The 22,932-nt window shown below is 65.2% G+C and carries 24 protein-coding genes; 14 read left to right on the forward strand and 10 right to left on the reverse strand.

The features are described from left to right. Positions 1–194: 194 nt before the first annotated feature. Together AB5K84_RS36445 and AB5K84_RS36450 are read left to right on the forward strand one after the other, a co-directional pair. Positions 195–836: a TetR/AcrR family transcriptional regulator gene (locus tag AB5K84_RS36445; protein ID WP_171463838.1), complete on the forward strand. Its 642-nt coding sequence runs from the start codon at positions 195–197 to the stop codon at positions 834–836. 66 nt (positions 837–902) lie between these two features. Continuing rightward, positions 903–1,310, forward strand: coding sequence for a DUF4864 domain-containing protein (locus AB5K84_RS36450; RefSeq protein WP_011085003.1), 408 nt, complete (start codon positions 903–905; stop codon positions 1,308–1,310). Here AB5K84_RS36450 and AB5K84_RS36455 read toward each other — a convergent pair. Beyond that, positions 1,307–2,572, reverse strand: a complete 1,266-nt coding sequence (locus AB5K84_RS36455) for an MFS transporter (protein ID WP_011085002.1) — start codon at positions 2,570–2,572, stop codon at positions 1,307–1,309. The genes AB5K84_RS36450 and AB5K84_RS36455 overlap by 4 nt on opposite strands. 151 nt (positions 2,573–2,723) lie before the next feature. On the opposite strand from AB5K84_RS36455, the gene AB5K84_RS36460 reads away from it, so the two are divergent. The 8 genes from AB5K84_RS36460 to AB5K84_RS36495 all read left to right on the forward strand — a co-directional run bounded on the left by AB5K84_RS36460 (position 2,724) and on the right by AB5K84_RS36495 (position 10,084). Further along, entirely contained in the window at positions 2,724–3,167 is a 444-nt protein-coding gene (locus tag AB5K84_RS36460) for a hypothetical protein (RefSeq protein WP_038966505.1), read from the forward strand. A gap of 77 nt (positions 3,168–3,244) precedes the next feature. Next, a complete protein-coding gene (locus tag AB5K84_RS36465; RefSeq protein ID WP_011085000.1) occupies positions 3,245–3,529 on the forward strand; it encodes a hypothetical protein in 285 nt (94 codons plus the stop codon). A 9-nt stretch (positions 3,530–3,538) separates the two neighbouring features. Continuing rightward, positions 3,539–4,963, forward strand: a complete 1,425-nt coding sequence (locus tag AB5K84_RS36470; RefSeq protein ID WP_011084999.1) for a TolC family protein — start codon at positions 3,539–3,541, stop codon at positions 4,961–4,963. Between the two features lie 13 nt (positions 4,964–4,976). Further along, positions 4,977–6,314, forward strand: a complete 1,338-nt coding sequence (locus AB5K84_RS36475) for a copper oxidase (protein ID WP_011084998.1) — start codon at positions 4,977–4,979, stop codon at positions 6,312–6,314. 32 nt (positions 6,315–6,346) lie between these two features. Further along, positions 6,347–6,799: a cupredoxin domain-containing protein gene (locus AB5K84_RS36480; RefSeq protein WP_028175167.1), complete on the forward strand. Its 453-nt coding sequence runs from the start codon at positions 6,347–6,349 to the stop codon at positions 6,797–6,799. 16 nt (positions 6,800–6,815) lie between these two features. Then, complete coding sequence (locus AB5K84_RS36485) at positions 6,816–7,118, forward strand: copper-binding protein (RefSeq protein WP_028175166.1); 303 nt, start codon at positions 6,816–6,818, stop codon at positions 7,116–7,118. A 329-nt stretch (positions 7,119–7,447) separates the two neighbouring features. Then, the gene (gene flhA, locus AB5K84_RS36490; RefSeq protein WP_038966504.1) at positions 7,448–9,589 is read left to right on the forward strand and encodes a flagellar biosynthesis protein FlhA; all 2,142 of its coding nucleotides are present in this window, start codon (positions 7,448–7,450) and stop codon (positions 9,587–9,589) included. Between the two features lie 294 nt (positions 9,590–9,883). Next, positions 9,884–10,084, forward strand: a complete 201-nt coding sequence (locus tag AB5K84_RS36495; protein ID WP_011084994.1) for a hypothetical protein — start codon at positions 9,884–9,886, stop codon at positions 10,082–10,084. 307 nt (positions 10,085–10,391) lie between these two features. Here the strand turns inward: AB5K84_RS36495 and AB5K84_RS36500 are convergent, their stop codons facing one another. The 6 genes from AB5K84_RS36500 to fliI form a co-directional block, all read right to left on the reverse strand. Next, positions 10,392–11,612, reverse strand: coding sequence for an NAD(P)/FAD-dependent oxidoreductase (locus tag AB5K84_RS36500; RefSeq protein WP_011084993.1), 1,221 nt, complete (start codon positions 11,610–11,612; stop codon positions 10,392–10,394). A gap of 116 nt (positions 11,613–11,728) precedes the next feature. Beyond that, positions 11,729–12,688, reverse strand: coding sequence for a helix-turn-helix transcriptional regulator (locus AB5K84_RS36505; RefSeq protein ID WP_011084992.1), 960 nt, complete (start codon positions 12,686–12,688; stop codon positions 11,729–11,731). 351 nt (positions 12,689–13,039) lie between these two features. Next, complete coding sequence (locus tag AB5K84_RS36510) at positions 13,040–14,131, reverse strand: anti-sigma factor (RefSeq protein ID WP_038966503.1); 1,092 nt, start codon at positions 14,129–14,131, stop codon at positions 13,040–13,042. A gap of 37 nt (positions 14,132–14,168) precedes the next feature. After that, the gene (locus tag AB5K84_RS36515; protein ID WP_011084991.1) at positions 14,169–14,714 is read right to left on the reverse strand and encodes a sigma-70 family RNA polymerase sigma factor; all 546 of its coding nucleotides are present in this window, start codon (positions 14,712–14,714) and stop codon (positions 14,169–14,171) included. A gap of 182 nt (positions 14,715–14,896) precedes the next feature. Then, positions 14,897–15,316, reverse strand: a complete 420-nt coding sequence (fliJ, locus tag AB5K84_RS36520; RefSeq protein ID WP_011084990.1) for a flagellar export protein FliJ — start codon at positions 15,314–15,316, stop codon at positions 14,897–14,899. Positions 15,317–15,437: 121 nt separating this feature from the next. Next, positions 15,438–16,763 carry a flagellar protein export ATPase FliI gene (fliI, locus tag AB5K84_RS36525; RefSeq protein ID WP_011084989.1) on the reverse strand — a complete coding sequence of 442 codons (1,326 nt, stop codon included), beginning with the start codon at positions 16,761–16,763 and terminating at the stop codon, positions 15,438–15,440. Between the two features lie 447 nt (positions 16,764–17,210). On the opposite strand from fliI, the gene ctrA reads away from it, so the two are divergent. From ctrA to AB5K84_RS36545, 4 genes are all read left to right on the forward strand, one after another. Continuing rightward, complete coding sequence (ctrA, locus tag AB5K84_RS36530) at positions 17,211–17,912, forward strand: response regulator transcription factor CtrA (RefSeq protein WP_008138878.1); 702 nt, start codon at positions 17,211–17,213, stop codon at positions 17,910–17,912. Positions 17,913–18,080: 168 nt separating this feature from the next. Continuing rightward, the gene (locus AB5K84_RS36535) at positions 18,081–18,485 is read left to right on the forward strand and encodes a DUF350 domain-containing protein (protein WP_011084988.1); all 405 of its coding nucleotides are present in this window, start codon (positions 18,081–18,083) and stop codon (positions 18,483–18,485) included. A 1-nt stretch (position 18,486) separates the two neighbouring features. Then, complete coding sequence (locus AB5K84_RS36540; protein ID WP_082901022.1) at positions 18,487–18,876, forward strand: hypothetical protein; 390 nt, start codon at positions 18,487–18,489, stop codon at positions 18,874–18,876. Between the two features lie 3 nt (positions 18,877–18,879). Continuing rightward, positions 18,880–20,040, forward strand: coding sequence for a glutathionylspermidine synthase family protein (locus AB5K84_RS36545; protein WP_038966501.1), 1,161 nt, complete (start codon positions 18,880–18,882; stop codon positions 20,038–20,040). A gap of 57 nt (positions 20,041–20,097) precedes the next feature. Here the strand turns inward: AB5K84_RS36545 and AB5K84_RS36550 are convergent, their stop codons facing one another. From AB5K84_RS36550 to AB5K84_RS36560, 3 genes are all read right to left on the reverse strand, one after another. Further along, positions 20,098–20,493 (reverse strand): hypothetical protein, encoded by a 396-nt coding sequence (locus AB5K84_RS36550; protein ID WP_236842187.1) that lies wholly within the window; start codon positions 20,491–20,493, stop codon positions 20,098–20,100. A 336-nt stretch (positions 20,494–20,829) separates the two neighbouring features. Beyond that, the gene (locus AB5K84_RS36555) at positions 20,830–21,702 is read right to left on the reverse strand and encodes a CheR family methyltransferase (protein ID WP_011084985.1); all 873 of its coding nucleotides are present in this window, start codon (positions 21,700–21,702) and stop codon (positions 20,830–20,832) included. After that, a complete protein-coding gene (locus AB5K84_RS36560; protein ID WP_011084984.1) occupies positions 21,699–22,892 on the reverse strand; it encodes a protein-glutamate methylesterase/protein-glutamine glutaminase in 1,194 nt (397 codons plus the stop codon). Before AB5K84_RS36560 ends, AB5K84_RS36555 begins: the two co-directional genes overlap by 4 nt. Positions 22,893–22,932 lie beyond the last annotated feature (40 nt).

A 22,932-nucleotide genomic window follows, 5' to 3' on the forward strand; every position in this document is an offset into this window, starting at 1 on the left:
ACCGCCGTGGCCGCCGTCGATTCCAGCGTTGACCGGACGAAGCCGGGCAACATCCCAGCGAAGATACGGAGGCACCCTCCGCTTAACAAGGGCCGCCGAAAAATATTTGGAATTCGTCAAAAGCCCATGCGCAGACAACGCGATGCAGCTAGCCAAGGGTTCAATCTAACCAATTCGTGATCTACATTGCCGGCATGGACGACCACACCGACCAGACCCGAAAGCCCCGCGCCGATGCCGTGCGCAATCGCGAGCGCGTGCTCGAGGCGGCCAAGGCCGTGTTCAACGCGGGCGGTCCGGAGGCGAGCCTGGAGGCCGTGGCGAAACGCGCCGGCGTCGGCATCGGCACGCTCTACCGGCATTTCCCGACGCGCGAGGATCTGTTCGAGGCGGTATACCGGCGCGAAGTCGAGCAGCTCAGCGAGCTTGCCGAGCAGTTGAAGAATGCGAAGGACTCGGTCGACGCGCTGCGCCGCTGGCTACGTTCCGGGGTCGAATTCGTGGCCACGAAAAAAGGCATGTCGGCGGCGCTGGCGCTGACGTTCCAGAGCTCGTCGGAACTTGCGGCCTTCTCGATGGACCGGCTGACCAAGGCGATCGGCTCGCTGCTCGACCGCGCCGTCGCGGCCGGCGAGATGCGTGCCGATGTCAGCCCGGAAGACCTGCTCAGGGCTCTGATCGGCATGTGCTACATGCACGACCAGCCCGGCTGGCAATCCTCGGTGCTGCGCATGCTCGACGTGTTCGTCGACGGGCTGCGCGTGCAGCCCGGCGCGAAGGCCAAGGCGCGCTCCGCCGCCAAGCCCGCGACGCCGGCGCCCAAGCGGAAGCGATAGCGCGTCCCGCGTTCTGCAAAATCGTGCTAGGATCAAGGCCGCCGGGATATCAACGCGGAGCCTGTCGTGCGCGTCGCAGCCTTGCTTCTCCTTCTCGCTGTTGCTCTCAGCCCGTTCTGCGCACTGGCCGACGACATCGCCGCGGCACAAGGCATCATCCGCGCCCAGGAGCAGGCGTTCGTCCGCGACGATGCCACGGCCGCCTATTCCTATGCCGCACCGGCAATCAAGGAGATCTTTCCGGCGCCCGACATCTTCATGTCCATGGTGCAAAACGGCTACGCGCCGGTCTACCGCCACAAGAGTTTCGAGTTCGGCGACAGCAAGACCGAAGGCAACTGGATCGCCCAGCGCGTCCACATCGTCGACGCCAATGGCGAGGCCTGGGAGGCGCTCTACACGCTCGAGCAGCAGGCCGATGGCAGTTACAAGATCACCGGCTGCTCGCTGCTGAAGGCGGGACAGGCGGTTTAGGTCGCGAAACCCGGTCTTGCCTTGACCGAATTCATCCGCGAGCGGATCAGCAAGGTCAGGACGATGCCTATATTCAGCGCGTTCCAGGCCACGCCGTTTGCGAACGCCGCGGCATACGAGCCGGTGGCATCGAAGATGACGCCCGACACCCAGCCGCCAAACGACATGCCGAACACCGAGGCGAAGATCACGATGCCGACACGGGTCGCCGCCTCGCCAGCCGGCATCGCCTCGCGCACGATGATGGCGTAGCTCGGCACGATGCCGCCCTGAAACAGTCCGAACATCGCGGAGATCAGGTAGAGCGAGGCGAGGCTGTCGAAGAACAGGTAGAACACCAGCGCAAAGCCCTGCGCCAGCGACCCGACCAGCAGCGTGCGGACGCCGCCGATCTTGTCGGCAAGGAAGCCCGAGCCGATGCGGCTGACGATGCCGCAGGCCATCATCAAAGACAGCATCTCGGCGCCGCGCGCCACGCCATAACCGAGATCGCCGCAATAGGCGACGATATGCACCTGCGGCATCGCCATGGCGACGCAGCAGGAGATGCTGGCGATCGAGAGCAGCACCGTCAGCGTATTGGTCGAGAGCTTGAGATCGACCCGCGGCGGCGGTGCATTGGCATGATCGCGAACCTTGTTGCCGCCCATCTGCGCGCGTAGGACCAGCACCAGGATCGTCATCAAGCCCACGCAGACGAGACCGATGCCGATATGGGTCATGCGCCAGCCGATCGTCTGCAGGCCCCAATTCACCAGCGGCGGCCACATTGTGCCGGCGACGTAATTGCCGCTCGCGACGATGGTCACGGCCAGCCCGCGATAGCGCTCGAACCAGTGCGAAGCCTCCGCCATCAGCGGCGCGAAGGTCGCCGAGGTGCCGAGCCCGATCAGGAAATACGCCGCCACGAACTGCCAGAGTTGACCAGACAGGCCCGCGAGCACATTGGCGACGCCGAGGAAGGCGATGCTGATCGCCATCGCCGGCACGATGCCGAATCGGTCGGTGATCTTGCCGGCGATCACGCCGCCAAGCCCGAAGCCGAACATCATGAGGGTGAAGGCCAGCGACACCGCGCCGCGCGTCGCTGCGAATTCGGCCTGGACCGCGGGAATCATGACCACGATCGCCCACATGCCGACGCCTCCGATCGATCCGATCAGAAGCGCAATGACAAGCCGCACCCAGGCCTGACGGGAATCAGGGCTGAAGGAGTCTGATGTATGTCCTGGATGATTTGGGGCGTGCACGGGCCGGACCATGGCCCGCGGATCGGAACACGGTCAAGCTTCGTGGCGTGATATTGGGCATGCGCGGTGCACTGCGGTAAGAAGAAGCTTGGCGGATGCGCGTTTTGCCATTAGTTTGCAATCTGCGTGTGCAAGACTGCCGCGCGAGGAGCCTATCGGCGGAATGCTGTTGCGATTGACACGATCGATGCGGATCAGGGTGGGGCGGATCATCGCCCTCGCCTATCTGTTCTGCGTGCTCGCGCCGGCCGCAAGCCTTGCCTGGGGCAATGGTCCGGCGCCGTGCCTCGACGACGCGCTCCTCGCCGACGTCGTGCCGGTGCATCATCAGACGCCAGCCGGCCACATGCATGACGGCGCTTCGCATGACCACGCCGGACCGCATGCGCATCCCCAGACCGCGGCGCAGGACGCGCCTGCTCCGCATCATCATGACGGCAAGGGAACAGTCGGCCCGTGCTGCGCGATGATGTGCGTGAGTGCGCTGCCGGCCGATCTGCCCGTCGTCGCCAAGCCGCTTCAGCCCATCTCCGCCTGCGCGCCCGAGATCGTGGCCAGCCTGCGTAGCGAGGCGCCGCCCCTGCTCTACCGTCCCCCCATCGCCTGATCTGACACGATGACGTCAGGGCCAGCGCGCGTCTGCGCGCGCGGGCCTGCGGTCTCACGACAGTTCAGGGATGAATCATGCTTACCCTTTCCGGGGCGAAGTCCGGCGCCGCATCCGCGGTGCGTGGACGACTCTTTCTATTTGGCTGGCCGCTGCTGGCCGTGATTGCGTTCGCGCTGGCCGGCTGCATGCCGGCCACCACGCAAGTGGCCGACGCCGATCCTGCCGATCCCTCGGCAAAGGTCGCACGCGCCAGTTATCGGTCGACCGTCGCGCCCTATACCAGCCTGCGGCCTGCGACGCCGGCGCCGTGGCGCGACCGCAACGACGCCGTCGCGCCGCAGCCGAAGCAAGACCGCTAGGAACCCGCCATGACACAGCATTTTGCGCGGGGCCTGCTCATGCTCACCGCGTTCGGACTCTCCGGCTGCATGGCGTTCTCGCCGGACGGCGGCATGACGACGGTCTCGGACCTCGCCAGCCAGACCATCAACAAGGACGTCGCCTTCGTCCGATCGGCAGAAGGCGCCGAGGCTGTCAACGCGACCGTCCACCGGTTGCTGGCGCGCACGCTGACCGCCGAGACCGCCGTGCAGATCGCGCTGCTCAACAACAAGGGGCTGCAAGCCGCTTACAACGAGCTGGCGCTGGCCGAAACCGAGCTGGTGGAGCAAAGCCTGCCGCCCAATCCCGTGTTCTCGATCTCGCGGATATCGGGCAATGGCGCGAACGAGATCGAGCGCCAGGTGGTCGGTGACATCCTCGCGCTGGCGACCCTGCCGTTCCGCTCCGACATCGCGCGCGACCGCTTCCGCCAGGCCCAATTGCGCGCGGCACTGGCGACGTTGCGGCTCGCGGCCGACGTGCGCCGCGCCTATGTCCGCGCGGTCACCTGCAACGAGCTGGCGGTGCTGCTGACGGACGCGAAAGCGACGGCGGAATCGACGGCCCAACTCGCCGTCAAGCTCGGCGAAACCGGCTCGATCAACAAGCTCGACCAAGCCCGCGAACAGGTGTTCTACGCCGAGACCACCGCCGACCTCGCGACCGCACGGCAGGCCGCGACGAGCACGCGCGAAAGGCTCGCGCGCCTGATGGGACTATGGGACGACGGCCTCGATTTCCGTCTGCCCAACCAGTTGCCGCCATTGCCGCGCCGGCCACAAGCGCTGCCTTCGATCGAGGCCGACGCGGTCGCTCATCGCATCGACTTGCAGATCGCGCGGCTCGAGCTGACGGCGCTGGCCAAATCGCTCAATCTCACCGAGGCGACGCGCTTCGTGACGCTGCTCGATCTCGCCGGCATCTCGCGCCGCACCCAGGATCCGGAAGGGGCGCCGTTCCGCGAACGCGGTTTTGACGTGCAGTTCCAGATCCCGATCTTCGACGGCGGCGAGGTGCGCGTGCGGCAGGCGGCGGAGACCTACAATCTCGCCTTCAATCGCCTGACCGAGCGTGCCGTGAACGTTCGCTCCGAGGCGCGCGATGCCTACCGGACCTACCGGTCCACCTACGATATCGCCAGTCATTACCAGCGCGAGATCATCCCCCTGCGCAAAATCATCACCGAGGAGATGCAGCTCCGCTTCTCCAGCATGCAGGTCGACATTTTTGCGTTGCTCACCGAGGCGCGGCAGCGCCTGGCGTCGCTGCGCGGCGCCATCGATGCCAGGCAAAGATTCTTCCTCGCCCAGTCCGACTTGCAGACCGCCGTCAACGGCGGCGGTTCGCCTGCTTCCGGCGGCGACACGTCAACCACCATCGCCGCGGCAGCGTCTGCCGACGGCGACCACTGAGATGGAGGCCAGCATGTATTCCCGCCGAGGATTCTTGGGCACTGCCGCGCTTGCCAGCGCGTCGGCCATCAGCGGCCGCGTCCAGGCTGCGTCGATTCCGGAAGCGCCCACTATGGACAAGGTGGTGATGCAGCCGCCGCTGCATCCGATCAGCGGCCCGGACTATCGCCCCGTGGTCACGCTGAACGGCTGGTCGCTGCCGTTCCGCATGAACGGTGACTGGAAGGAATTCCACCTCGTCGCCGAACCCGTGGTGCGCGAGTTCGCCGAAGGCATGAAGGTGAACCTGTGGGGCTATAACGGCCAGTCGCCGGGCCCGACCATCGAGGCCGTCGAGGGCGACAAGGTCCGCATCTTCGTCACCAACAAATTGCCCGAATACACCACCGTTCACTGGCACGGCATGATCGTGCCGAGCGGCATGGACGGCGTCGGCGGGCTGAATCAGCCGCACATCGATCCGGGCAAGACCTTCGTCTACGAGTTCGAGATGAAGAAGAGCGGGACCTTCATGTACCACCCGCATTCCGACGAGATGGTGCAGATGGCTATGGGCATGATGGGCATGGTCGTCGTGCATCCGCGCGACCCGAATTTCCGGCCCGTCGACCGCGACTATGTCTTCGTGATGAGCACCTATCGCGTCGATCCCGGCAGCTACCTGCCGCGGGTCAACGAGATGACCGACTTCAACATGTGGACCTGGAATTCGCGGGTGTTTCCGGGGATCGATCCGCTGCCGGTGCGGCTCGGCGACAAGGTGCGCGTGCGCATCGGCAATCTCAGCATGACCAACCATCCGATCCATCTGCACGGCCACAGCTTCGCGGTGACCTGCACCGACGGCGGCTGGATTCCGGAGAGCGCGCAGATTCCCGAGACGACCACCGACGTCCCCGTCGGCGCTGTGCGGGTGTTCGACGTGCTCGCCGACAATCCCGGCGACTGGGCGTTCCACTGCCACAAGTCGCATCACACCATGAACGCAATGGGACACGAGGTGCGCACCCTCATTGGCGTGTCGCGCAAGGATCTTGCCAAGGCCGTCGGCAAGCTCGCACCAGACAGCATGGCGATGGGCTCGACCGGCATGGCGATGGGCAACATGGAGATGCCCGCGCCCGACAACACGCTGCCGATGATGACCGGCACCGGCCAGTTCGGCCCGATCGAGATGGGCGGCATGTTCACGGTGATGAAGATCCGCGAGGACCTCGCGCGCGACGATTACCGCGATCCCGGCCCGTACAAATTCCCGCAAGGCACCGTCGCCTACGAAGTGACGCCGCCGGCCGCGGAACCGGCGCGGCAGCAAGGCGGCACGCCGCCGATGAAGAACATGAAGATGTGAGCGTTTCGATGAACCACCAACTGGAGAACAAGATGAAGACGATCAAACTCGCCCTCGCGCTGGCTGCGCTTTCGATCGCGCCGGCCATTGCTCATGACCAGCACGGTCATGAGACCTTTTCGGCCGGCGAGCCCGGCGATCCCAAGAAGCCGGCACGTACCGTCGAGATCGCGATGAGCGAGATGTCCTACGAGCCGTCGAACATCACGGTCGAACGCGGCGAACAGATCCGCTTCGTGCTGCGCAATAGCGGCAAGGAAGACCACGAATTCCTGCTCGCCACCACCAAGGAGAACCTCGAGCACGCCGAGGTGATGAAGAAACATCCGCACATGGAGCACGACGACCCGAACGGGGTCCGGCTCGCCCCGAGCAAGACCGCCGAGATCCTCTGGAAGTTCAGCAAGGCCGGCACGTTCGAATTTTCCTGCCTGATCCCGGACCATCGCGACTACGGCATGGTCGGCCACGTCACCGTCAAGTGAAGCAATGGAGAGAGCCATGAAATCGATCACCCGCATCGCCGCCGCGCTCGCGCTGACGCTCGGCCTGACCTTCGGTGCCGCCGCGGCGCCAGGCGCCTCGATCAGCGGCGAGGTCAAGAAGATCGACGAGAGCGCCGGCAAGATCACGCTCAAGCACGGGCCGGCCAAGAGCCTCGGCATGGATGAACCCATGACCATGGTCTACCGCGTCAAGGACCCGGCTTTGCTCAAGCAGGTGAAGGTCGGCGACAAGGTCACCTTCGAAGCCGAGGAGGCGGCTTCGGGCTACACGGTGACGAAGATGGAGAAGGCGAAGTAGCTTTGCCACCTACCCCGTCATTCCGGGACGGTCCGCAGGACCAGACCCGGAATCTCGAGATTCCGGGTTCGGTGCTTCGCACCGCCCCGGAATGACGACCCGGAAGGCCGAAACACCCCGGTCTGACCTCCTGCCGCCCCCTCGTTAACCCTTTGCTAACCATACACCCGGCAAGAATTGCCGGGTGAAGTCGAGTGTCGTCAGCCGCGTAAAACGGGAGGTCCCCCGTGGACGCCAGTGCGGTGCCTCACTTTCGGAACGGCGGCCCTTCGGCCGCCGCGCAGACGTTTGGGGCGCGCGGCCGGCAGTCGCGCGGGGAGGCAGCTACCATGGTCGACGTCACCGCGGGACAGGGCGTAGGGAGCACAAACGCCGGCGTCCCCACCCTCACCGAGATCGTCAACATCCTCAAGCGCGGCGACATCGCGCTGGCGCTCGGCATCCTCACCATCCTGGTGGTCTTGATCCTGCCGCTGCCCGCGATCGTGCTGGACCTGTTCCTGGCGATCTCGATCACGCTCTCGATCCTGATCCTGATGACGTCGCTGTTCATCCAGGCGCCGCTGGAATTCTCCGCCTTCCCGACCATCCTGCTGATCTCGACCATGCTGCGGCTGTCGCTCAACATGGCCTCGACCCGCCTGATCCTGTCGCACGGGCACGAGGGCACGGATGCCGCCGGTCACGTCATCGAAGCCTTCGGCAGCTTCGTGATGGGCGGCAATTTCGTCATCGGCATCATCGTCTTCGCCATCCTGATCATCGTCAACTTCGTCGTCATCACCAAGGGTTCGGGCCGCATCGCCGAAGTCGCCGCGCGCTTCCACCTCGACGCCATGCCCGGCAAGCAGATGGCGATCGACGCCGATCTCTCCGCCGGCCTGATCGACGAGAAGGTCGCCAAGGAGCGCCGCAAGGCGCTGGAGGATGAGAGCGGCTTCTTCGGCGCCATGGACGGTGCCTCGAAATTCGTCCGCGGCGACGCCATCGCCGGCCTTCTGATCGTCTTCATCAACGTCGTCGGCGGCATGATCATCGGCGTGGCGCAGCAGGGCCTGTCCTTCGCCGACGCCGGGCGCAGCTACACGCTGCTGACCGTCGGTGACGGCCTCGTCACCCAGGTGCCGGCGCTGATCGTCTCGACCGCGGCCGGCCTGCTGGTCTCCAAGGCCGGCGTCTCCGGCGCCGCCGACAAGGCCCTGATGAAGCAGTTCTCCGGCTATCCGCAGGCGCTCGCGATGTCCTCGGCCGTCATGCTGGTGCTGGCGGCGCTGCCGGGCATTCCGACCATTCCCTTCCTCGCGCTCGGCGCCGGCGCCGGTGCGCTGGCCTGGACCGCGCGCAACCGCAACCGCGCAACCGCCAAGGCTGACGAAATTGCCAAGGCCGCGCCCGCGGCCGGCATGCCCGGTGCGCCGGGCACCGCTGCGACCGAAGAGCCGATCTCCGCAGCGCTGAAGATCGACGACCTCAAGATCGAGCTCGGCTATGCGCTGCTGCCGCTGGTCAACGGCCCCGACGGCACCGACCGCCTCACCGAGCAGATCAAGGCGCTGCGCCGCTCGCTCGCGATCGAGATGGGCTTTGTGATGCCGGCGGTGCGTATCCTCGACAACGTCCAGCTCGAAGCCAACACCTACATCATCAAGATCAAGGAGGTCGACGCCGGCACCGGCAAGATCTGGCCGAACCAGTTCATGGTCATGGACCCCGGCGGCAGCCAGGTTCAGGTGCCCGGCATCCACACCACCGAGCCGACCTTCGGCCTGCCCGCGACCTGGGTCGATGCCAGCCTCAAGGAAGAGGCTTCGCTCAAGGGCTACACCGTGGTCGACGCCGCGACCGTGCTCTCGACCCACCTCACCGAGCTGCTCAAGGCCAACATGTCGGACCTGCTCTCCTATGGCGAGGTGCAGAAGCTGCTCAAGGAGCTGCCGAAGGAGCAGAGCGAGCTGGTCAAGGACATCGTCCCCGGACAGGTCACGGTCTCCGGAATCCAGCGCGTGCTGCAACTGCTGCTCGCCGAGCGCATCTCGATCCGCGATCTCTCCACCATCCTCGAGGGCATCGCCGACTCGCTCGCCTTCTCGCGCAATCCCGCCACCATGGTCGAGCACGTCCGTGCCCGCCTGGCGCGGCAGATCTGCGCGCAGAACACCTCCTACAACGGCTATCTGCCGCTGATCGCGCTGTCGGCGCGCTGGGAGCAGGCCTTCGCCGAATCCATCATCGGCCAGGGCGAAGAGCGCAGCCTCGCGATGCAGCCCTCGAAACTGTCGGAGTTCATGACCGCCGTACGCGAGGCCTTCGAGCGCGCCGCGCGCGAAGGCGAGGCGCCGGTGCTGGTCACCTCTGCGGCAATTCGTCCCTTCGTCCGCTCTCTCGTCGAGCGGTTCCGCGCTCAGACGACCGTGCTGTCGCAGGCTGAAATCCACCCCAGGGCGAGGTTGAAAACGGTCGGAAGCATCTGATTTGCCTTAAGAAGCCGTGTGTTTTTCGGCCACAGGCAAATGGTTTTTGAGTTCCTGGCGCCTTGTCGACCAGATGCGGAAAAGGCGCCTGACAAGCACATTACGACATTGAAATAATTACGAAATTACACGATTAAGGATCGTTTTTGATCGCGATCTTTCACGTCCTGTCACGCTCTTGTGATCGCCCCTTGGGAACGAATCCCCCCAATACTAGGTTGTTGGGCACCGGAAGCATGAACCTGCCCGAACAGGGTAGCGACTACTTCGGGTAGATGGCGGCAGGAGCCTTCCATGAACCACTCGATTTACAGCGCAGATCGCTCGACCCACCTGAAGATCGTGGTCGTAGCCCTCGTCGCAGGGATCGCGGTGGCAGGCTTCGGCATCACGGCACGCACGGGTTCGGACGAAGGTCTGACCCAGACGGCCCGCGTCATCAAGGCCGGCAAGCCGGTTGTTATCACCAGTTCGAACGCATCCCTCGTTCGCTAAGGAGATCTGACGAGTTTTTTTGAATTCACGCGGCTCTTTACCAGCCCCCCAAAGTCGCCACGTGGATATGTAGACGACCCCAACCCCAAGTCGACTACAGAAAGCGCCCGCCCCCCACGGGCGCTTTCTCACGTCTGGGGTGATGTTTTTCACTGCGGATGTCACGCGGGATGCCGCCAAGACCACCGCTGTCATTCCCCGCGAAGGCGGGGAATCCAGTACGCCGCGGCTTCTCCGTATCCCCCTGCAGTCTCTGGAATACTGGATCGTCCGCCTTCGCGGACGATGACACCGGATATGTGGGACACTACCGCGCCCCATATGTCGGCGGCGGCGTCTGCACGGTTGGAGCTGCGGCAGCGAACAGCTCGTCCTTGCTCCCGTTGAGCGGCGGATAGATGCGCTTGCGGTTGATGGTCTGCTTCGTCGCCTTCGCGGCCGCGCCGGTGGTGCGGACCTCGCGATCCCACCCCTCCGTATAGAGCGCGCCCCAACTGCCAAGATCGAGCACGGTGACGTACCAGTCGATCCGCAGCGGCAGCATCGGCAGGCCCAGGAGATCGGCCACGACATTGTGGCCGGCGAAGCGGCCCATGGGGCGGGCGAACTGGCAGGACATCACGGTGGGATGCAGTCCGTCGACCACGCTGGAGGCGACGTCGCCGGCCGCGAACACGCAAGGCAGATCGGCAACCCGCATGAACGGATCGACCAGAAGGCGCCCGAGGCGATCGCGCGCGCCTGGAAGGCTCGCGGCCAGCCGGCTCGCACGTAGCCCGGCGCACCAGATCACCGTCTGGGCCGGGATGAACTCGCCCGAGCTCAACTGAACGCCGGCCGCCTCGACCGATGCGACACGCGCGCCAAGGCGTGTCTCGATGTCGAGCGCCGACAACGCCGTCTCGATGACGGGACGCGCGTGCGCGCCGATGGTAGCGCCGACCGTCGGATTCGGATCGACCAGGATGATGCAGCGGCTGCCGGTGATCCCGGCACGCGCCAGCCGGTCCGGCATCTCGGCCGCGACCTCGATGCCGGTAAAGCCGGCGCCGACCACCACGACCGTCGAACGCCCCGGCGACGGCACGCTGCGCCCGAGCGAGACGAGATGATCCTCGAGGCGCAGGGCCGCAATGTAGGTGTCGACGTCGAAGGCGTGGTCGGCAAGGCCCGGAATGTCGGGACGCGTCACCTCGCTGCCGACCGCGAGCACAAGCCGGTCGTAGCCCAAGGTCTCCTCGCCGTCGCTCGTGACCAGCGAGATCTCGCGCCGTGCCGGATCGATGGCTTCGACCTCGCCGAGGCCGTGAGTGACGCCGATCGGATCGAGCAATTGCCCAAGCGGAAGCGCGACCTCGCTGAGGTCCACCTCGTAATTGCGCACCCGGATGTTGTGATAGGGATTGCGGTCGACGACACGGATCTCGATGTCGCGGCCGGCAGCGCCGATCTCGTCGCGCTTGCGCGCAGCTCCGATGGCCGCCCACAGGCCTGCAAACCCGGCGCCGAGCACGACAATACGCGTCATGTCCGCCTACTGCGTTATCCCGAAGAATCGAGCGGTCTGCCCCGCGCAGGCAGATATAGCTCAATAGCCCCTGCCGACCAACTGCTGCGGCGCGCGCCGCTGCACAAGATCTCGGCTCACGCCTCGCGCAGTTCCGACGGCGTCGCGCCAAAGCGCTTGCGGAAGGCGCGGTTGAAATAGGACAGGTCGGAGAAGCCCGAGGAGTGCGCGATGTCGCTGATCTTGCGCGTTCTCGCGCGGGGATCGCCGAGCAGCTTGCGCGCCAGCAACAGGCGCTGCTCCAGCACGAATTCGGTGAAGGTCGTGCCGGCCTGCTCGAACAGGCGCTGCGCCTGGCGCGGGCTCAGGCCCGAGCGCGTCGCAACTTCCGCCAGGCAGAGATCGTTGCGGCCAAGCGCGGCCATCACGTCGGCGCGCATGAGATCGAGACGGGCCGCCGCCTGCCCACGGCCGCGCATAAGGCTTGCGTGCTCGGCATCGGTCCCGAGCAGGAGGCCGACGAGATCGACCATGTGCTGCGCGGTCAGGCGCTGGCCGACGGCGTCTAGATGCGGGCCGTGATTGGCGGCGAGCGCGTGGTAGCGGAAGATGGTTTCGGCGACCGCACCGTCGGCAAGCACTTGCGACAGCTTCTCCTCGGCGCGCGGATTGATGTCGAGCAGCGCGCGGCGCGGCATGCGGATGGTGGTGAAGCGATCCTCGTCGGTATGGCCGACGGTGCCGGTGATGCCCATGTCGACGAGCACCATCTGCGCGGGCGCAAGCTCCACGGTGTGGCCGTTCTGCCCGACGCGGACGAGGCCCGCATGGGCCGCGATCAGGACGAGATCGTCGCTGCCGTCGGCAAGGTGGCTCTGAGTGCGCGTATATTGCGCGGAGGCGCCTTCGGGAATGGCCAGCGCGATATTGTCGACCACGCTGATCTGGAGCCGGCAATCGATGCTGTCGCCATGGCTCGGCCCGATGTCGAGGCCGCAGGCCCCGAAGGCCCGATCGCGCCATTGTTCGAAGGCCAGACCAATCGGCAGGCCCGCATATTGGTGAACAAAGATGCCCGGCGTTTTCGCTGCATCCATTTGATTTCTCGCCCCTCTCCGGCACCATGATCGGCATGCGCCGCCTGAATTCCGGGGATTTGACGCCGCGAATTGCGGAGAGGTTCAAAGCGGGGCTGGATTTGGCCGGGCTTGTCGGAATGCGACAGCGGGGTGGACCGGGGCGACATGCGTCGATCAGGCGCTGCCGCGACGATGGCGACGCGCCCAATGCCTCTAAGCGTCGTCCTGAACCAGCGAGCGGAGCGAGCACCGATCCAGGACCCATTACCACAGGATTGTGCGGTTGCTCGCCCGTGTGGCCACAGCTCACTCTTGCAACAAGCTCTTGGGGTAATGGGTCCTGGCTTCCGCCAGGACGACGATAAAAATCTACTTCTTCGCGGGCGCCTGCGGCTGAGACGGCGGCACGGTCTCGATCAGCCTGCCGGTAAATACCGGCGCCGAGGTCGGCTGGCCGTTGGGCGAGCCGCCGGCCTGCTCGACGGTGACGGCGTAGGTCGCGCCGTTGACGACGTCGGCATCGTAGGAGGCGAGCAGCGGACGCGCGGTGAATTCGCCGCCGCCGATCACGCCGAGCGAGCGCGGGCGCGGCAGCTTGTCGGAGATCAGCCAGAGCTCGAAGCTCTTGCCGGGCTCCGGCGTCGCGCCGACCTTGCGCACGGTGAAATTCCGTGTCGCGCCGTCGATGGTGAGGATGAAGGCCGGGCCGCCGGCCTGGCCCTGCAACAGCGCGACATATTGCGCGGACGCCGCGAGCGGCGCCGGTGTCTTCACCTCGACCGTCTGGATGCGCGGTGCGGGACGCAAGCCGCCCGGCAGCGCATCGGGCAGGAAGATCTGAAGCGACAGCGTCACCAGCAACGCTGCCGCGAGCGCGCCGACGGCGGATGCGATCGTGCGCCAGCGCTTCACGCGGCGCTCGAGCCGGATCACATTGGTGTTGTCCACGACCGGCGCCGGCGGCGCGCGCGCGACGTCCGGATCGGGCGCATGGACCTGCGGCATGAAGATCGGCGCGACGTCGGGAAGCGCATCGGACGGCGGTCGCGCGGTTTCGGATTGCGCGGCTTCGGGCTGAGCTGCTTCGGTCTGCGCTGCTTCGAGAGGCTGCGGCTCCGGTTGCTCCGTGCGGTCCGATGACGTTTCCGGCGTGACGGCTTCGAACGAGGACGACGCCGGTACAGGTGGCGGCGGCGGCGAGGCTTCGGACAGCGCCGGGGGCTCCTGCGCGAAAGCCGTCCGCGCGAGCTCGGACCTGATGTTCTCCCACACGATCGGACGCGGCTCGATCGTGCCGACCATCTGGTTGAGGACGCCGAGCCGGTAGGCCCAGGCCTGCACGATATCGGCGAACGCCTTGTCCACCGCCATCATGGTCTCGACCTGCGCGCGCTCATCGGCGTCGAGCGTACCGAGCGCATACTCCGCGGCGAGCGCGATATGGTCCTCCGTGTAGGCCATCACTTGCAGTCCAGAACCACCCTCACAGCATAAACCCTCATAAACCGAGGCACTCGCGGATATCCAACATGCTGCGCCGCAGCCACGTCTTCACCGTATTGACGGGCGCGGCGAATTTCTCCGCCAATTGCTCGCGGCTCCAGCCGTTGTAATAGGCGAGAAGCACGAGCCTCTGACGGTCCGGCTCGAGCCGGCCGATACATTCCAGGAGCCGCTTCAGCTCCTCGGTCATCTCCCGGCGCGCCAGAGGATCGGGACTGTCGGCCGCAACCTCCATCGCCTGAGGCTCTTCCTCGATGGAGACTTCCGACTTCTTGCGCACGATATCGATCGCACGGTTGCGCGCGATCGACGCCATCCACGTGATCGGCGAGGACAGAGCCGGATTGAACTGGCCGGCGCTGTTCCAGATCTTGACGTAGGTCTCCTGAATGACCTCCTCTGCGAGATCCTGCCGACGCAAGATACGGAGCACGACGCCATAGAGTTTCGCGCGCGTGGCGACGTAAAGGCGCTCGAACGCGGCCTGATCGCCCTTCGCCACCGCCTCAATCAGCCCGACCAGCTCTGCTGGCGTCAGCATTCAGCCCCCCAACGCGTAGGCTCAGGCGCGTTCCGCGCAGGCCCCCGGCACTGCACCACCATAGCGCGCGGCCAAGCCGACCACCAAGGGGCGTGGCGCCACGCTGTGGACAGCGCATACGAAAACCCGGACCTTGCGGGTCCGGGTTTCGCGAATTTTCGGCGGTTCTTGCTGCTAGCGCCTCAGGCGACAGCGCCGATGCGAGCCCGCATCAGGCCGATGCTGTCGAGGTCGGCCTGCTCGCGGGCGTTTTCCTCGGCGCGTTCGCGGGCCTGGTCGCGCTCGTCGAGGAGCTCGACCTTCTTCAGCTCCTCGAAGGCCTCGGCCAGTGCGGCCTTGGCTTCGTCGAGCTGGCCCTTGAGCTCGTCGGCCGAGCGGGTCAGGTTCTCGCGGCGCTGGATCGCGGCCTTGGCATAGGTCGGATAGGCGAAGTGCGAGGGATCGTTGATCCCGGCACGCTCCTGCTCGGTCTGGATCTCGCGTTCGAGATCGACCGACATCCGCTGGAAGTCGGCGATCATGGTCTCGATCTGGGTGACCCGGCGGCGCTTCTCGTCGACCTGAAACTTCTTCAGGCGAATGAGGGTATCACGTGACTTCATCGACTCGTACTCCCCAGAAGTCCCCTGGCTGCACGTGGGACAACACCGGTCTCCCCACAGGCCCAATTGGGGCCAAGACCGGCTCTGCTACTCTGTAGGATCGGATGATGACCTGACAAAGTTAGCGTTCCGTTTCCAAATTACCGAGGATTTGCGCCAACTGGCGGTAACCGTCCGCCAATGAGGCATTTTCGTCCTTGCGCTGGCGCAGGAAGCCTTCCAGGGGTTCGTGCAGCCGGATCGCCTCGTCGACCTCGGGGCTGGAGCCAGCCCGGTAGGCGCCAAGCCGGATCAATTCCTCCATGTCGGCATAGGTCGCCATCACTTGGCGCGCCTTCTGGATGGTCGGCCAGAACTCCGGATCGGCCGATTTCGGCATGGTGCGGGAGACGGATTTGAGGATGTTGATGGCGGGGTAGCGGCCGCGCTCGGCGATCGAGCGCTGCATCACGATGTGGCCGTCGAGGATGCCGCGGACGGCGTCGGCGATCGGCTCGTTGTGGTCGTCGCCGTCGACCAGCACCGTGAAGATCGCGGTGATCGCGCCCTCCCCCAGGCCCGGTCCGGCACGCTCCAACAGCTTCGGCAACTCGGTGAACACGGTCGGCGTATAGCCCTTGGCGGTCGGCGGCTCGCCAGCGGACAGGCCGATCTCGCGCTGGGCCATGGCAAAGCGCGTCACCGAGTCCATCAGGCAGAGGACGTCCTTATCCTCGTCGCGAAAATATTCGGCGACCGCGAGCGTCAGATAGGCGGCCTGGCGGCGCATCAGCGCCGGTTCGTCGGAGGTCGCCACCACGACGACGGAGCGCGCCAGGCCCTCCTCGCCGAGATCATCCTGCAAGAACTCCTGAACCTCGCGGCCGCGCTCGCCGATCAGCCCGATGACGCTGACGGCGGCGTCCACGTTGCGTGCCAGCATCGAGAGCAGCACCGATTTGCCGACGCCGGAGCCCGCGAAGATGCCCATGCGCTGGCCGCGGCAGCAGGTGAGGAACGTGTTCATCGCGCGCACGCCGAGATCGAGCGGGCTACCTACGCGCTTGCGCGAATGCGCCGGCGGCGGCGTATTGCGGAACGGCATCGGCGAGGACCCCTGCGGCAACGGCCCCTTGCCGTCGATGGGCTCGCCCAGCGCATTGACGACGCGGCCGAGCCAGGCCGTCGAGGGCCGCACCTGATTGGCGGCATTGGCGATGACCGCCTTGCAGCCGCGGCGCACGCCGTCGAGACCGGCGAACGGCATCACGACAGCATTGTTGCCGGAGAAGCCGATCACCTCGCAGGGGATGGAACGGTTGGCGCCGGTTTCGATCACCAGCCGCGCGCCGACCGACATCGCATGGATCGGGCCGGCCACCTCGACCATCAGGCCGCGCACACCGACCACACGGCCATAGATATTGACGCCGTCGATATCGCCGATCTGTTCGGCCAGAGCCTTCATCGGTGGGCCTTCATAGGGGGCGCGCCTTCATAAGAGGCCTTCATAAGGTGGTCGTCGTCGTGATCCCCGGGCCTTCACGGGGAAACTCTTAAGTTTCGCCATATTTCTGAACGGCGCTTAACTTCGTGTTTACCCGCATCGTTAATCATTGCGTCACTGTCTTTGTGACTGAGCGTGACTCCCCTTCAGAAGAAGGCTGAGTCGCGGGAGTCGGTTAGGCCCGTCTCTTAAAGTGGAACTTGAACGGAGCCGGATAACGAAAGCTGCTTCCTGCGCAAGACCTTAGGGCGATTCGACAAAAATTGCACCGGGGGGACTTGCGTTCCAGAATCAGGATTTGTTAACCATCTGTTGTCAGGATCCGAATCAGTTGTTCAAAGGCGTTTTGTTGAGTGCCGCGAATGCGGCCGACCTGACGCCCAGGAGCGGCGACTATGGGGAACTGGCATGCGCGTTTTGCTGATTGAAGATGACAGCGCCGTCGCGCAGTCGATCGAGCTGATGCTGAAGTCTGAGAGCTTCAACGTCTATACGACCGATTTGGGGGAAGAAGGCGTCGATCTCGGTAAATTATACGATTACGACATTATCCTTCTCGACCTCAACCTGCCTGACATGTCCGGCTACGACGTGCTCAAGCAACTCCGGGTCTCCAAGATCAAGACCCCGATTCTGATCCTCTCCGGCCTCGCCGGCATCGAGGACAAGGTCAAGGGTCTCGGCGTCGGCGCCGACGACTACATGACCAAGCCCTTCCACAAGGACGAGCTGGTGGCCCGCATCCACGCGATCGTGCGCCGCTCCAAGGGCCATGCCCAGTCGGTCATCCAGACCGGCGACCTCGTCGTCAACCTCGACACCAAGACGGTCGAAGTCGGCGGCCAGCGCGTGCATCTGACCGGCAAGGAATACCAGATGCTGGAGCTCCTCTCGCTCCGCAAGGGCACGACCCTCACCAAGGAAATGTTCCTCAACCACCTCTATGGCGGCATGGACGAGCCCGAGCTGAAGATCATCGACGTCTTCATCTGCAAGCTCCGCAAGAAGCTCGCCAACGCCTCCGAAGGCCGCAACTTCATCGAGACCGTGTGGGGCCGCGGCTACGTGCTGCGCGAGCCGCACGAGCACGAAGAGCGCATTCCCGCCTGATCCTGGGTTTACGTCGCGAGCCGCAGGGCTCGCTCCTCCCAGCCTGGACCCCGCCGCAAATGGCGGGGTTTTGTTTTTTGGGGACGCTAACGCGGCTTCGTCGCCGTCCCGCCGTTGAACCGCTATCCTCCCCCCGCCGACGAATGGTCGCTGCACGATGGGGGAACGATGATCCTGCAATCACTCGCCGGCCTGCCCGCCTTCCTGGTCTATTTCTGCACCGGGCTGATCGCGATCGTGGCGTATCTGTTCGTCTACACCCGCATCACCCCGTACAACGAGTTCCAGCTCATCCGCGACAACGAGCCGGCCGCGGCGATCTCGCTCGGCCTCAGCCTGCTCGGCTTCGTGGCCCCGCTGGTCAGCGCGATCGCGCATTCGGCCAATGTGCTGGACTGCCTGATCTGGGCGGCCATCGCGCTGATCGTCCAGATCATCGTGTTCTTTCTCGTGAAGGTCCCGGTGCCGAACCTGTCGACGCGGATCGCCGCCGGCGAGCTTGCCCCCGCGATCTGGCTCGGGCTGTCCTCGCTCGCCGCGGGCCTGTTGAACGCCGCCTGCATGATCTACTGACATGGCCGACAAACGCTCCAGCAGGGAGTTCGGGAAACGCCGGCCGGTGTCGCCGACACCGCGGGCGCCGGTGAAGCGCTCCGGCCATGTCGCGCTCCTGGTGATGGGCACGATCGCGGTCGGCACCACCGCCTACACGCTGATGCCGCGGCGGACTTGCGAGCCCTCTCCTCCCGGGACGGATCCGGCGGTGCAGACGAGCACCGCGTGCAGCAGCAGAAGCAGCTCTTCAGGCGGCAGCAGCGGCTCGGGCTCATCGTCGCGCTCGAGCTTCTTCAGCAGCGATTCCTCCAGCCATTCTTCGTCGAGCACGTCATCCAACTCGGGCCACAGCAGCGTGAGCCGCGGCGGCTTCGGCTCGTTTGGCCATGGCTTCTCGGGCGGTGGCTGATCCATGCGACGCATCATCTGTCTCGAGCGCGACGACTGGCGACAAACCGCAGCGCAATGCGGCTTCGTCTTCCACACCATCGACGGCGAACGCTATTGGGACGAACGCGCCTATTACGCCTTCACGCTCGACGAGATCGAGCGCGGCATCGAGACGCCAACCGGCGAGATCGACGCGATGTGCCTCGAGCTTGCCGGTCGCATCATCGGCGACGAGCGCCATCTGCAGCGCTTGAAGATTCCGGAGGCATTCTGGAGCCTGATCGCCGAGAGCTGGGAGCGGGACGACCGCAGCCTCTACGGCCGGCTCGACCTGAAGTTCGACGGCAAGGGGCCGGCAAAGCTGCTCGAATACAACGCGGATACGCCGACCTCGATCTTCGAGGCCGCCGTCTTCCAATGGACCTGGCTCGAACAAGCGATCGAACGCCGTATCATCCCGGTGCGCGCCGACCAGTTCAACTCCATCCACGAGCGGCTGATCGAAGCCTGGAAAGAGATTGGTGCAGGCCGCCATGTCCATCTCACCGGCACCACCGGCAATGAGGAGGACGCCGGCACGCTGGCCTATCTCGAAGACACCGCGCGCCAGGCGGGGCTTTCGACCACGCTGCTCGACATTGAAGCGATCGGCTGGCGTGACGAGGCTGGCGGCTTCGTCGATCTCGACGATCGCGACATCGCACTCGCCTTCAAGCTCTATCCCTGGGAATGGATGTTTCACGACGCCTTCGGCGCAAAGCTCGAGGGCGCGCCGACGCGCTGGATCGAGCCGCCGTGGAAGGCGGTGCTCTCCAACAAGGGCATCCTGCCGCTGCTCTGGGAGATGTTTCCGAACCATCCCAACCTGCTGCCGGCCTTCTTCGAGGACGATGTGCGGGCAGCAGAGCTCGGCAGCTCCTATGTGCGCAAGCCGCTGCTGTCGCGCGAAGGCGCCAATGTCACGCTGGTGTCCGGCGGAACGCCGCTCGACGAGCACGCAGGTCCTTATGGTGCAGAAGGCTTCGTGCGGCAGGCGCTCTCGCCACTGCCGAACTTCTCGGGCTTCTATCCGGTGATCGGAAGCTGGCTGGTGAACCACGAACCCTGCGGCCTGTCGATCCGCGAAGACGAGAGTCCGATCACCGGCAACGGCTCGCGTTTTCTTCCGCATGCGATCTTGTGAAATGCGCTCGCGACGCCGTCGGCAAGGGCACGCGAGCGCGAAGGTCCTCGTGTCGGCTCAGGGCGTCTTGACGATGAATCGTCCGTCGTACAGGAAGGCGCCCTTGAACCCACTTTGCACACTTTCGAAGCCGCCAGTGCCTGTCGCGTTTGCGTACGTTCCGGTGCCCGACAGGATCGTATATTCGCCCTTTGCCTTACCGTCCTTGATCGCACCGGCGTAGCGCGCCGTGATCGAGGAGCCATCGTCGAAGGTGTAGGTGCTGTAGCCGAACATGGGCCCCGAGCCCTTGAGCAAATCACTGGAGTTGACGAAGTCCTTCACGGCGATGCGGCCATCCTTGAAAAAGGCAACGCCAAACATCTTGCCGGACATGACCGTCTGACCTTCAACATTCGCGACCTCGGTGACCTTGACGTCCACCGGCCTGGTGACGAGCTTGAATTCGAGCACTTGCTCACCAGCGCGAGCAGTCGTGGGCAACGAAAGCGCAACCAACAGAAAGTACGAGGCACAAGCTATTCGCATGGTGTGTCCTCCTCAAATCCGTTCATGATGGAATGGGGTCCCGCGTCCGCGGGACCCTCGGCAGCATAGCAGGTCTTTCAGATGCTGGTCAGGGTCACGACCGTGCTGCATCGCGGCGCGAGGTCTATTGCGCGGTAGCGGAGTAACTCGCAGGGCTCAAACGCTCGTGAAGCGTCGCGCACAATGACGGAAGATATCTCGTCAGATGTTGTCGATCGTTCGCAACGACGGCGCTCTCTCAGAGCGCCTGTCATTCGGCAATCACCGCGCCGCGGCGATCTTCAGCGGCTGCGGCATCAGTCCGCCCATGGGGCGGCCGGAGCGCGCCGGGTTGAGCTGATAGAGACCGCGGCGCTCAGTGATGGGACGGAACGCATCGGTGATGCCGACGACGGATTCGGCGGCGCCAAGCAGCAGCGTGCCGTCGGCTTCCAGCCCCTTCGCCATGCGCTCGAAGATCACCGCCTTGGTATCCTGGTCGAAATAGATCAACACGTTGCGGCAGAAGATCACGTCGAACGTGCCGAGATGGGAAAAGTCCTGCAACAGATTGAGCTGGCGGAACTGCACCATCGCGCGAATGTCGGCATTGAGCTGCCAGAGTTCGCCGACTTGCGTGAAATACTTCATCAGGTGCTGGATCGGCAGGCCGCGCTGCACCTCGAACTGGCTGTAGACGCCGGCCTTGGATTTCTCCAGCACCTCCTGCGACAGGTCGGTCGCGACGATCTCGACGCGCCAGCCGGCCAGGGCCGCGCCCATCTCCTTCACGCACATCGCGATCGAATAGGGCTCCTGCCCCGTCGACGACGCCGCCGACCAGATGCGCAGCGACTTGCGCGCAGCGCGCGCCTGGATCAGGCCCGGCAGGATGGTCTCGCGCAGATGATCGAACGGAATCTTGTCGCGGTAGAAGAAGGTCTCGTTGGTGGTCATCGCTTCGACCACGTCGGTCGCAAGCCGGCCATCGCCGTTCCTGATCTTCAGCACGAGATCGGGGATGCCTGGCAGGCTCGCCTTGCGGGCGAGCGGCAGCAGCCGGCTCTCGACCAGATACTGCTTGTCGGCGGAGAGATCGAGGCCGGATCGCTCTTTCAGGAACTTGCGCAGATACTCGTAGTCAACCGGCGTCACGAGCGGTCTCCCGCGAACAGGCGGTTGACCTTGGCGCCGATCTGGTTGAGCGGCAGGATCGCCGCGCAGATGCCGGCATTGGCCGCCGCGCCCGGCATGCCCCAGACGACGCTGGAGGCTTCATCCTGGGCGATGACGCTGCCGCCGGCAGCCACGATGTCCTTGCCGCCGCGCATGCCGTCCGAGCCCATGCCCGTCAGGATCACGGAGAGGATGGCGCCGTGCCAGATGTCGATGGCGGAGGTGAAGAGCGGATCGACCGCGGGCTTGCAGAAATTGACGGCGGGGCCGTCGTCGAGCGCGATCGCCACGTCCGCACCGCTGCGCACCACGCGCATGTGCTTGCCGCCGGGCGCGAGATAAATCCGACCCGGCTTCACCGGCTCGCCGTCGACCGCCTCGGCTGCCGGCCGCCGGCTCGAACGCGCCAGATGCTCGGCAAGAATGGTGGTGAAGGTCGGCGGCATGTGCTGGGTGATCAGCACCGGGAAGCGGTCGATCACCGGGCCGAGCTCGGTGACGAGGGCCATCAGCGCCTGCGGTCCGCCGGTCGAGGAGCCGATCAGCAGCACCTTGGGTGCCAGGGTCGAGAACGGGCGCGTGGACAGCGCCCCCGGCAACAGGGCATTGGCGGCCGGAGCCGGTGCGGCGGGCCGCGCGACAAACGGTGCACGCGCAGCCGGCGGGGGGCTCGCGGGCGCCAGCGGCGGGCTCGCAACCGCGGCCTTCCGGCGCAGCCGTGCACCGAGGTGACGGATCTTCTGGATCAGGTCGTGATGGAAGGTGTCCGCGGCCGACGCTTCGCGCGTCGATTCCGGCTTCGGGATGTAGTCGGCCGCGCCGAGCGACAGCGCCTTGAAGCTGATCTCCGCGTTGCGGCGCGTCAGCGTCGAGGCCATGATAATGACGAGATCGCGCTTCTTCGCCAGCAATTGCGGCAGCGCCGAGATGCCGTCGAGCTCGGGCATTTCGATGTCGAGCACGGCAACATCAGGGTTGATGCGTTCGAGCTGGTTGACCGCCTCGAGCCCGGTACGCAGCGAGGCTGCGACCTCCATGTCGTGCTCGGCACCGACCCAGCGCGAGATCAGACCGCGGATGACGACGGAGTCATCGACGATCATCACCCGCAGCGGTCCCGCTTCACGCGACGAACCCGAGGTCGAATTACCTGCGAACGCAACACTCATTACTCACCAACTCAGACTGAAACGGTTCAGTTGAAGACAA

This window comes from Bradyrhizobium sp. 1200_D9_N1_1 (assembly GCF_052075915.1).
GTDB lineage: Bacteria > Pseudomonadota > Alphaproteobacteria > Rhizobiales > Xanthobacteraceae > Bradyrhizobium > Bradyrhizobium diazoefficiens.

Coding starts and splice junctions, on each gene's coding strand:
- AB5K84_RS36460 (WP_038966505.1), top strand. CDS start 2,724: ATGCTGTTGCGATTGACACGATCGATGCGGATCAGGGTGGGGCGGATC.
- AB5K84_RS36540 (WP_082901022.1), top strand. CDS start 18,487: ATGGCCGACAAACGCTCCAGCAGGGAGTTCGGGAAACGCCGGCCGGTG.
- AB5K84_RS36480 (WP_028175167.1), top strand. CDS start 6,347: ATGAAGACGATCAAACTCGCCCTCGCGCTGGCTGCGCTTTCGATCGCG.
- AB5K84_RS36545 (WP_038966501.1), top strand. CDS start 18,880: ATGCGACGCATCATCTGTCTCGAGCGCGACGACTGGCGACAAACCGCA.
- AB5K84_RS36455 (WP_011085002.1), bottom strand. CDS start 2,572: ATGGTCCGGCCCGTGCACGCCCCAAATCATCCAGGACATACATCAGAC.
- AB5K84_RS36485 (WP_028175166.1), top strand. CDS start 6,816: ATGAAATCGATCACCCGCATCGCCGCCGCGCTCGCGCTGACGCTCGGC.
- AB5K84_RS36505 (WP_011084992.1), bottom strand. CDS start 12,688: ATGGATGCAGCGAAAACGCCGGGCATCTTTGTTCACCAATATGCGGGC.
- AB5K84_RS36445 (WP_171463838.1), top strand. CDS start 195: ATGGACGACCACACCGACCAGACCCGAAAGCCCCGCGCCGATGCCGTG.
- AB5K84_RS36515 (WP_011084991.1), bottom strand. CDS start 14,714: ATGCTGACGCCAGCAGAGCTGGTCGGGCTGATTGAGGCGGTGGCGAAG.
- AB5K84_RS36500 (WP_011084993.1), bottom strand. CDS start 11,612: ATGACGCGTATTGTCGTGCTCGGCGCCGGGTTTGCAGGCCTGTGGGCG.
- AB5K84_RS36535 (WP_011084988.1), top strand. CDS start 18,081: ATGATCCTGCAATCACTCGCCGGCCTGCCCGCCTTCCTGGTCTATTTC.
- AB5K84_RS36495 (WP_011084994.1), top strand. CDS start 9,884: ATGAACCACTCGATTTACAGCGCAGATCGCTCGACCCACCTGAAGATC.
- AB5K84_RS36475 (WP_011084998.1), top strand. CDS start 4,977: ATGTATTCCCGCCGAGGATTCTTGGGCACTGCCGCGCTTGCCAGCGCG.
- ctrA (WP_008138878.1), top strand. CDS start 17,211: ATGCGCGTTTTGCTGATTGAAGATGACAGCGCCGTCGCGCAGTCGATC.
- fliI (WP_011084989.1), bottom strand. CDS start 16,763: ATGAAGGCTCTGGCCGAACAGATCGGCGATATCGACGGCGTCAATATC.
- AB5K84_RS36560 (WP_011084984.1), bottom strand. CDS start 22,892: ATGAGTGTTGCGTTCGCAGGTAATTCGACCTCGGGTTCGTCGCGTGAA.
- fliJ (WP_011084990.1), bottom strand. CDS start 15,316: ATGAAGTCACGTGATACCCTCATTCGCCTGAAGAAGTTTCAGGTCGAC.
- AB5K84_RS36510 (WP_038966503.1), bottom strand. CDS start 14,131: ATGGCCTACACGGAGGACCATATCGCGCTCGCCGCGGAGTATGCGCTC.
- AB5K84_RS36470 (WP_011084999.1), top strand. CDS start 3,539: ATGACACAGCATTTTGCGCGGGGCCTGCTCATGCTCACCGCGTTCGGA.
- flhA (WP_038966504.1), top strand. CDS start 7,448: ATGGTCGACGTCACCGCGGGACAGGGCGTAGGGAGCACAAACGCCGGC.
- AB5K84_RS36465 (WP_011085000.1), top strand. CDS start 3,245: ATGCTTACCCTTTCCGGGGCGAAGTCCGGCGCCGCATCCGCGGTGCGT.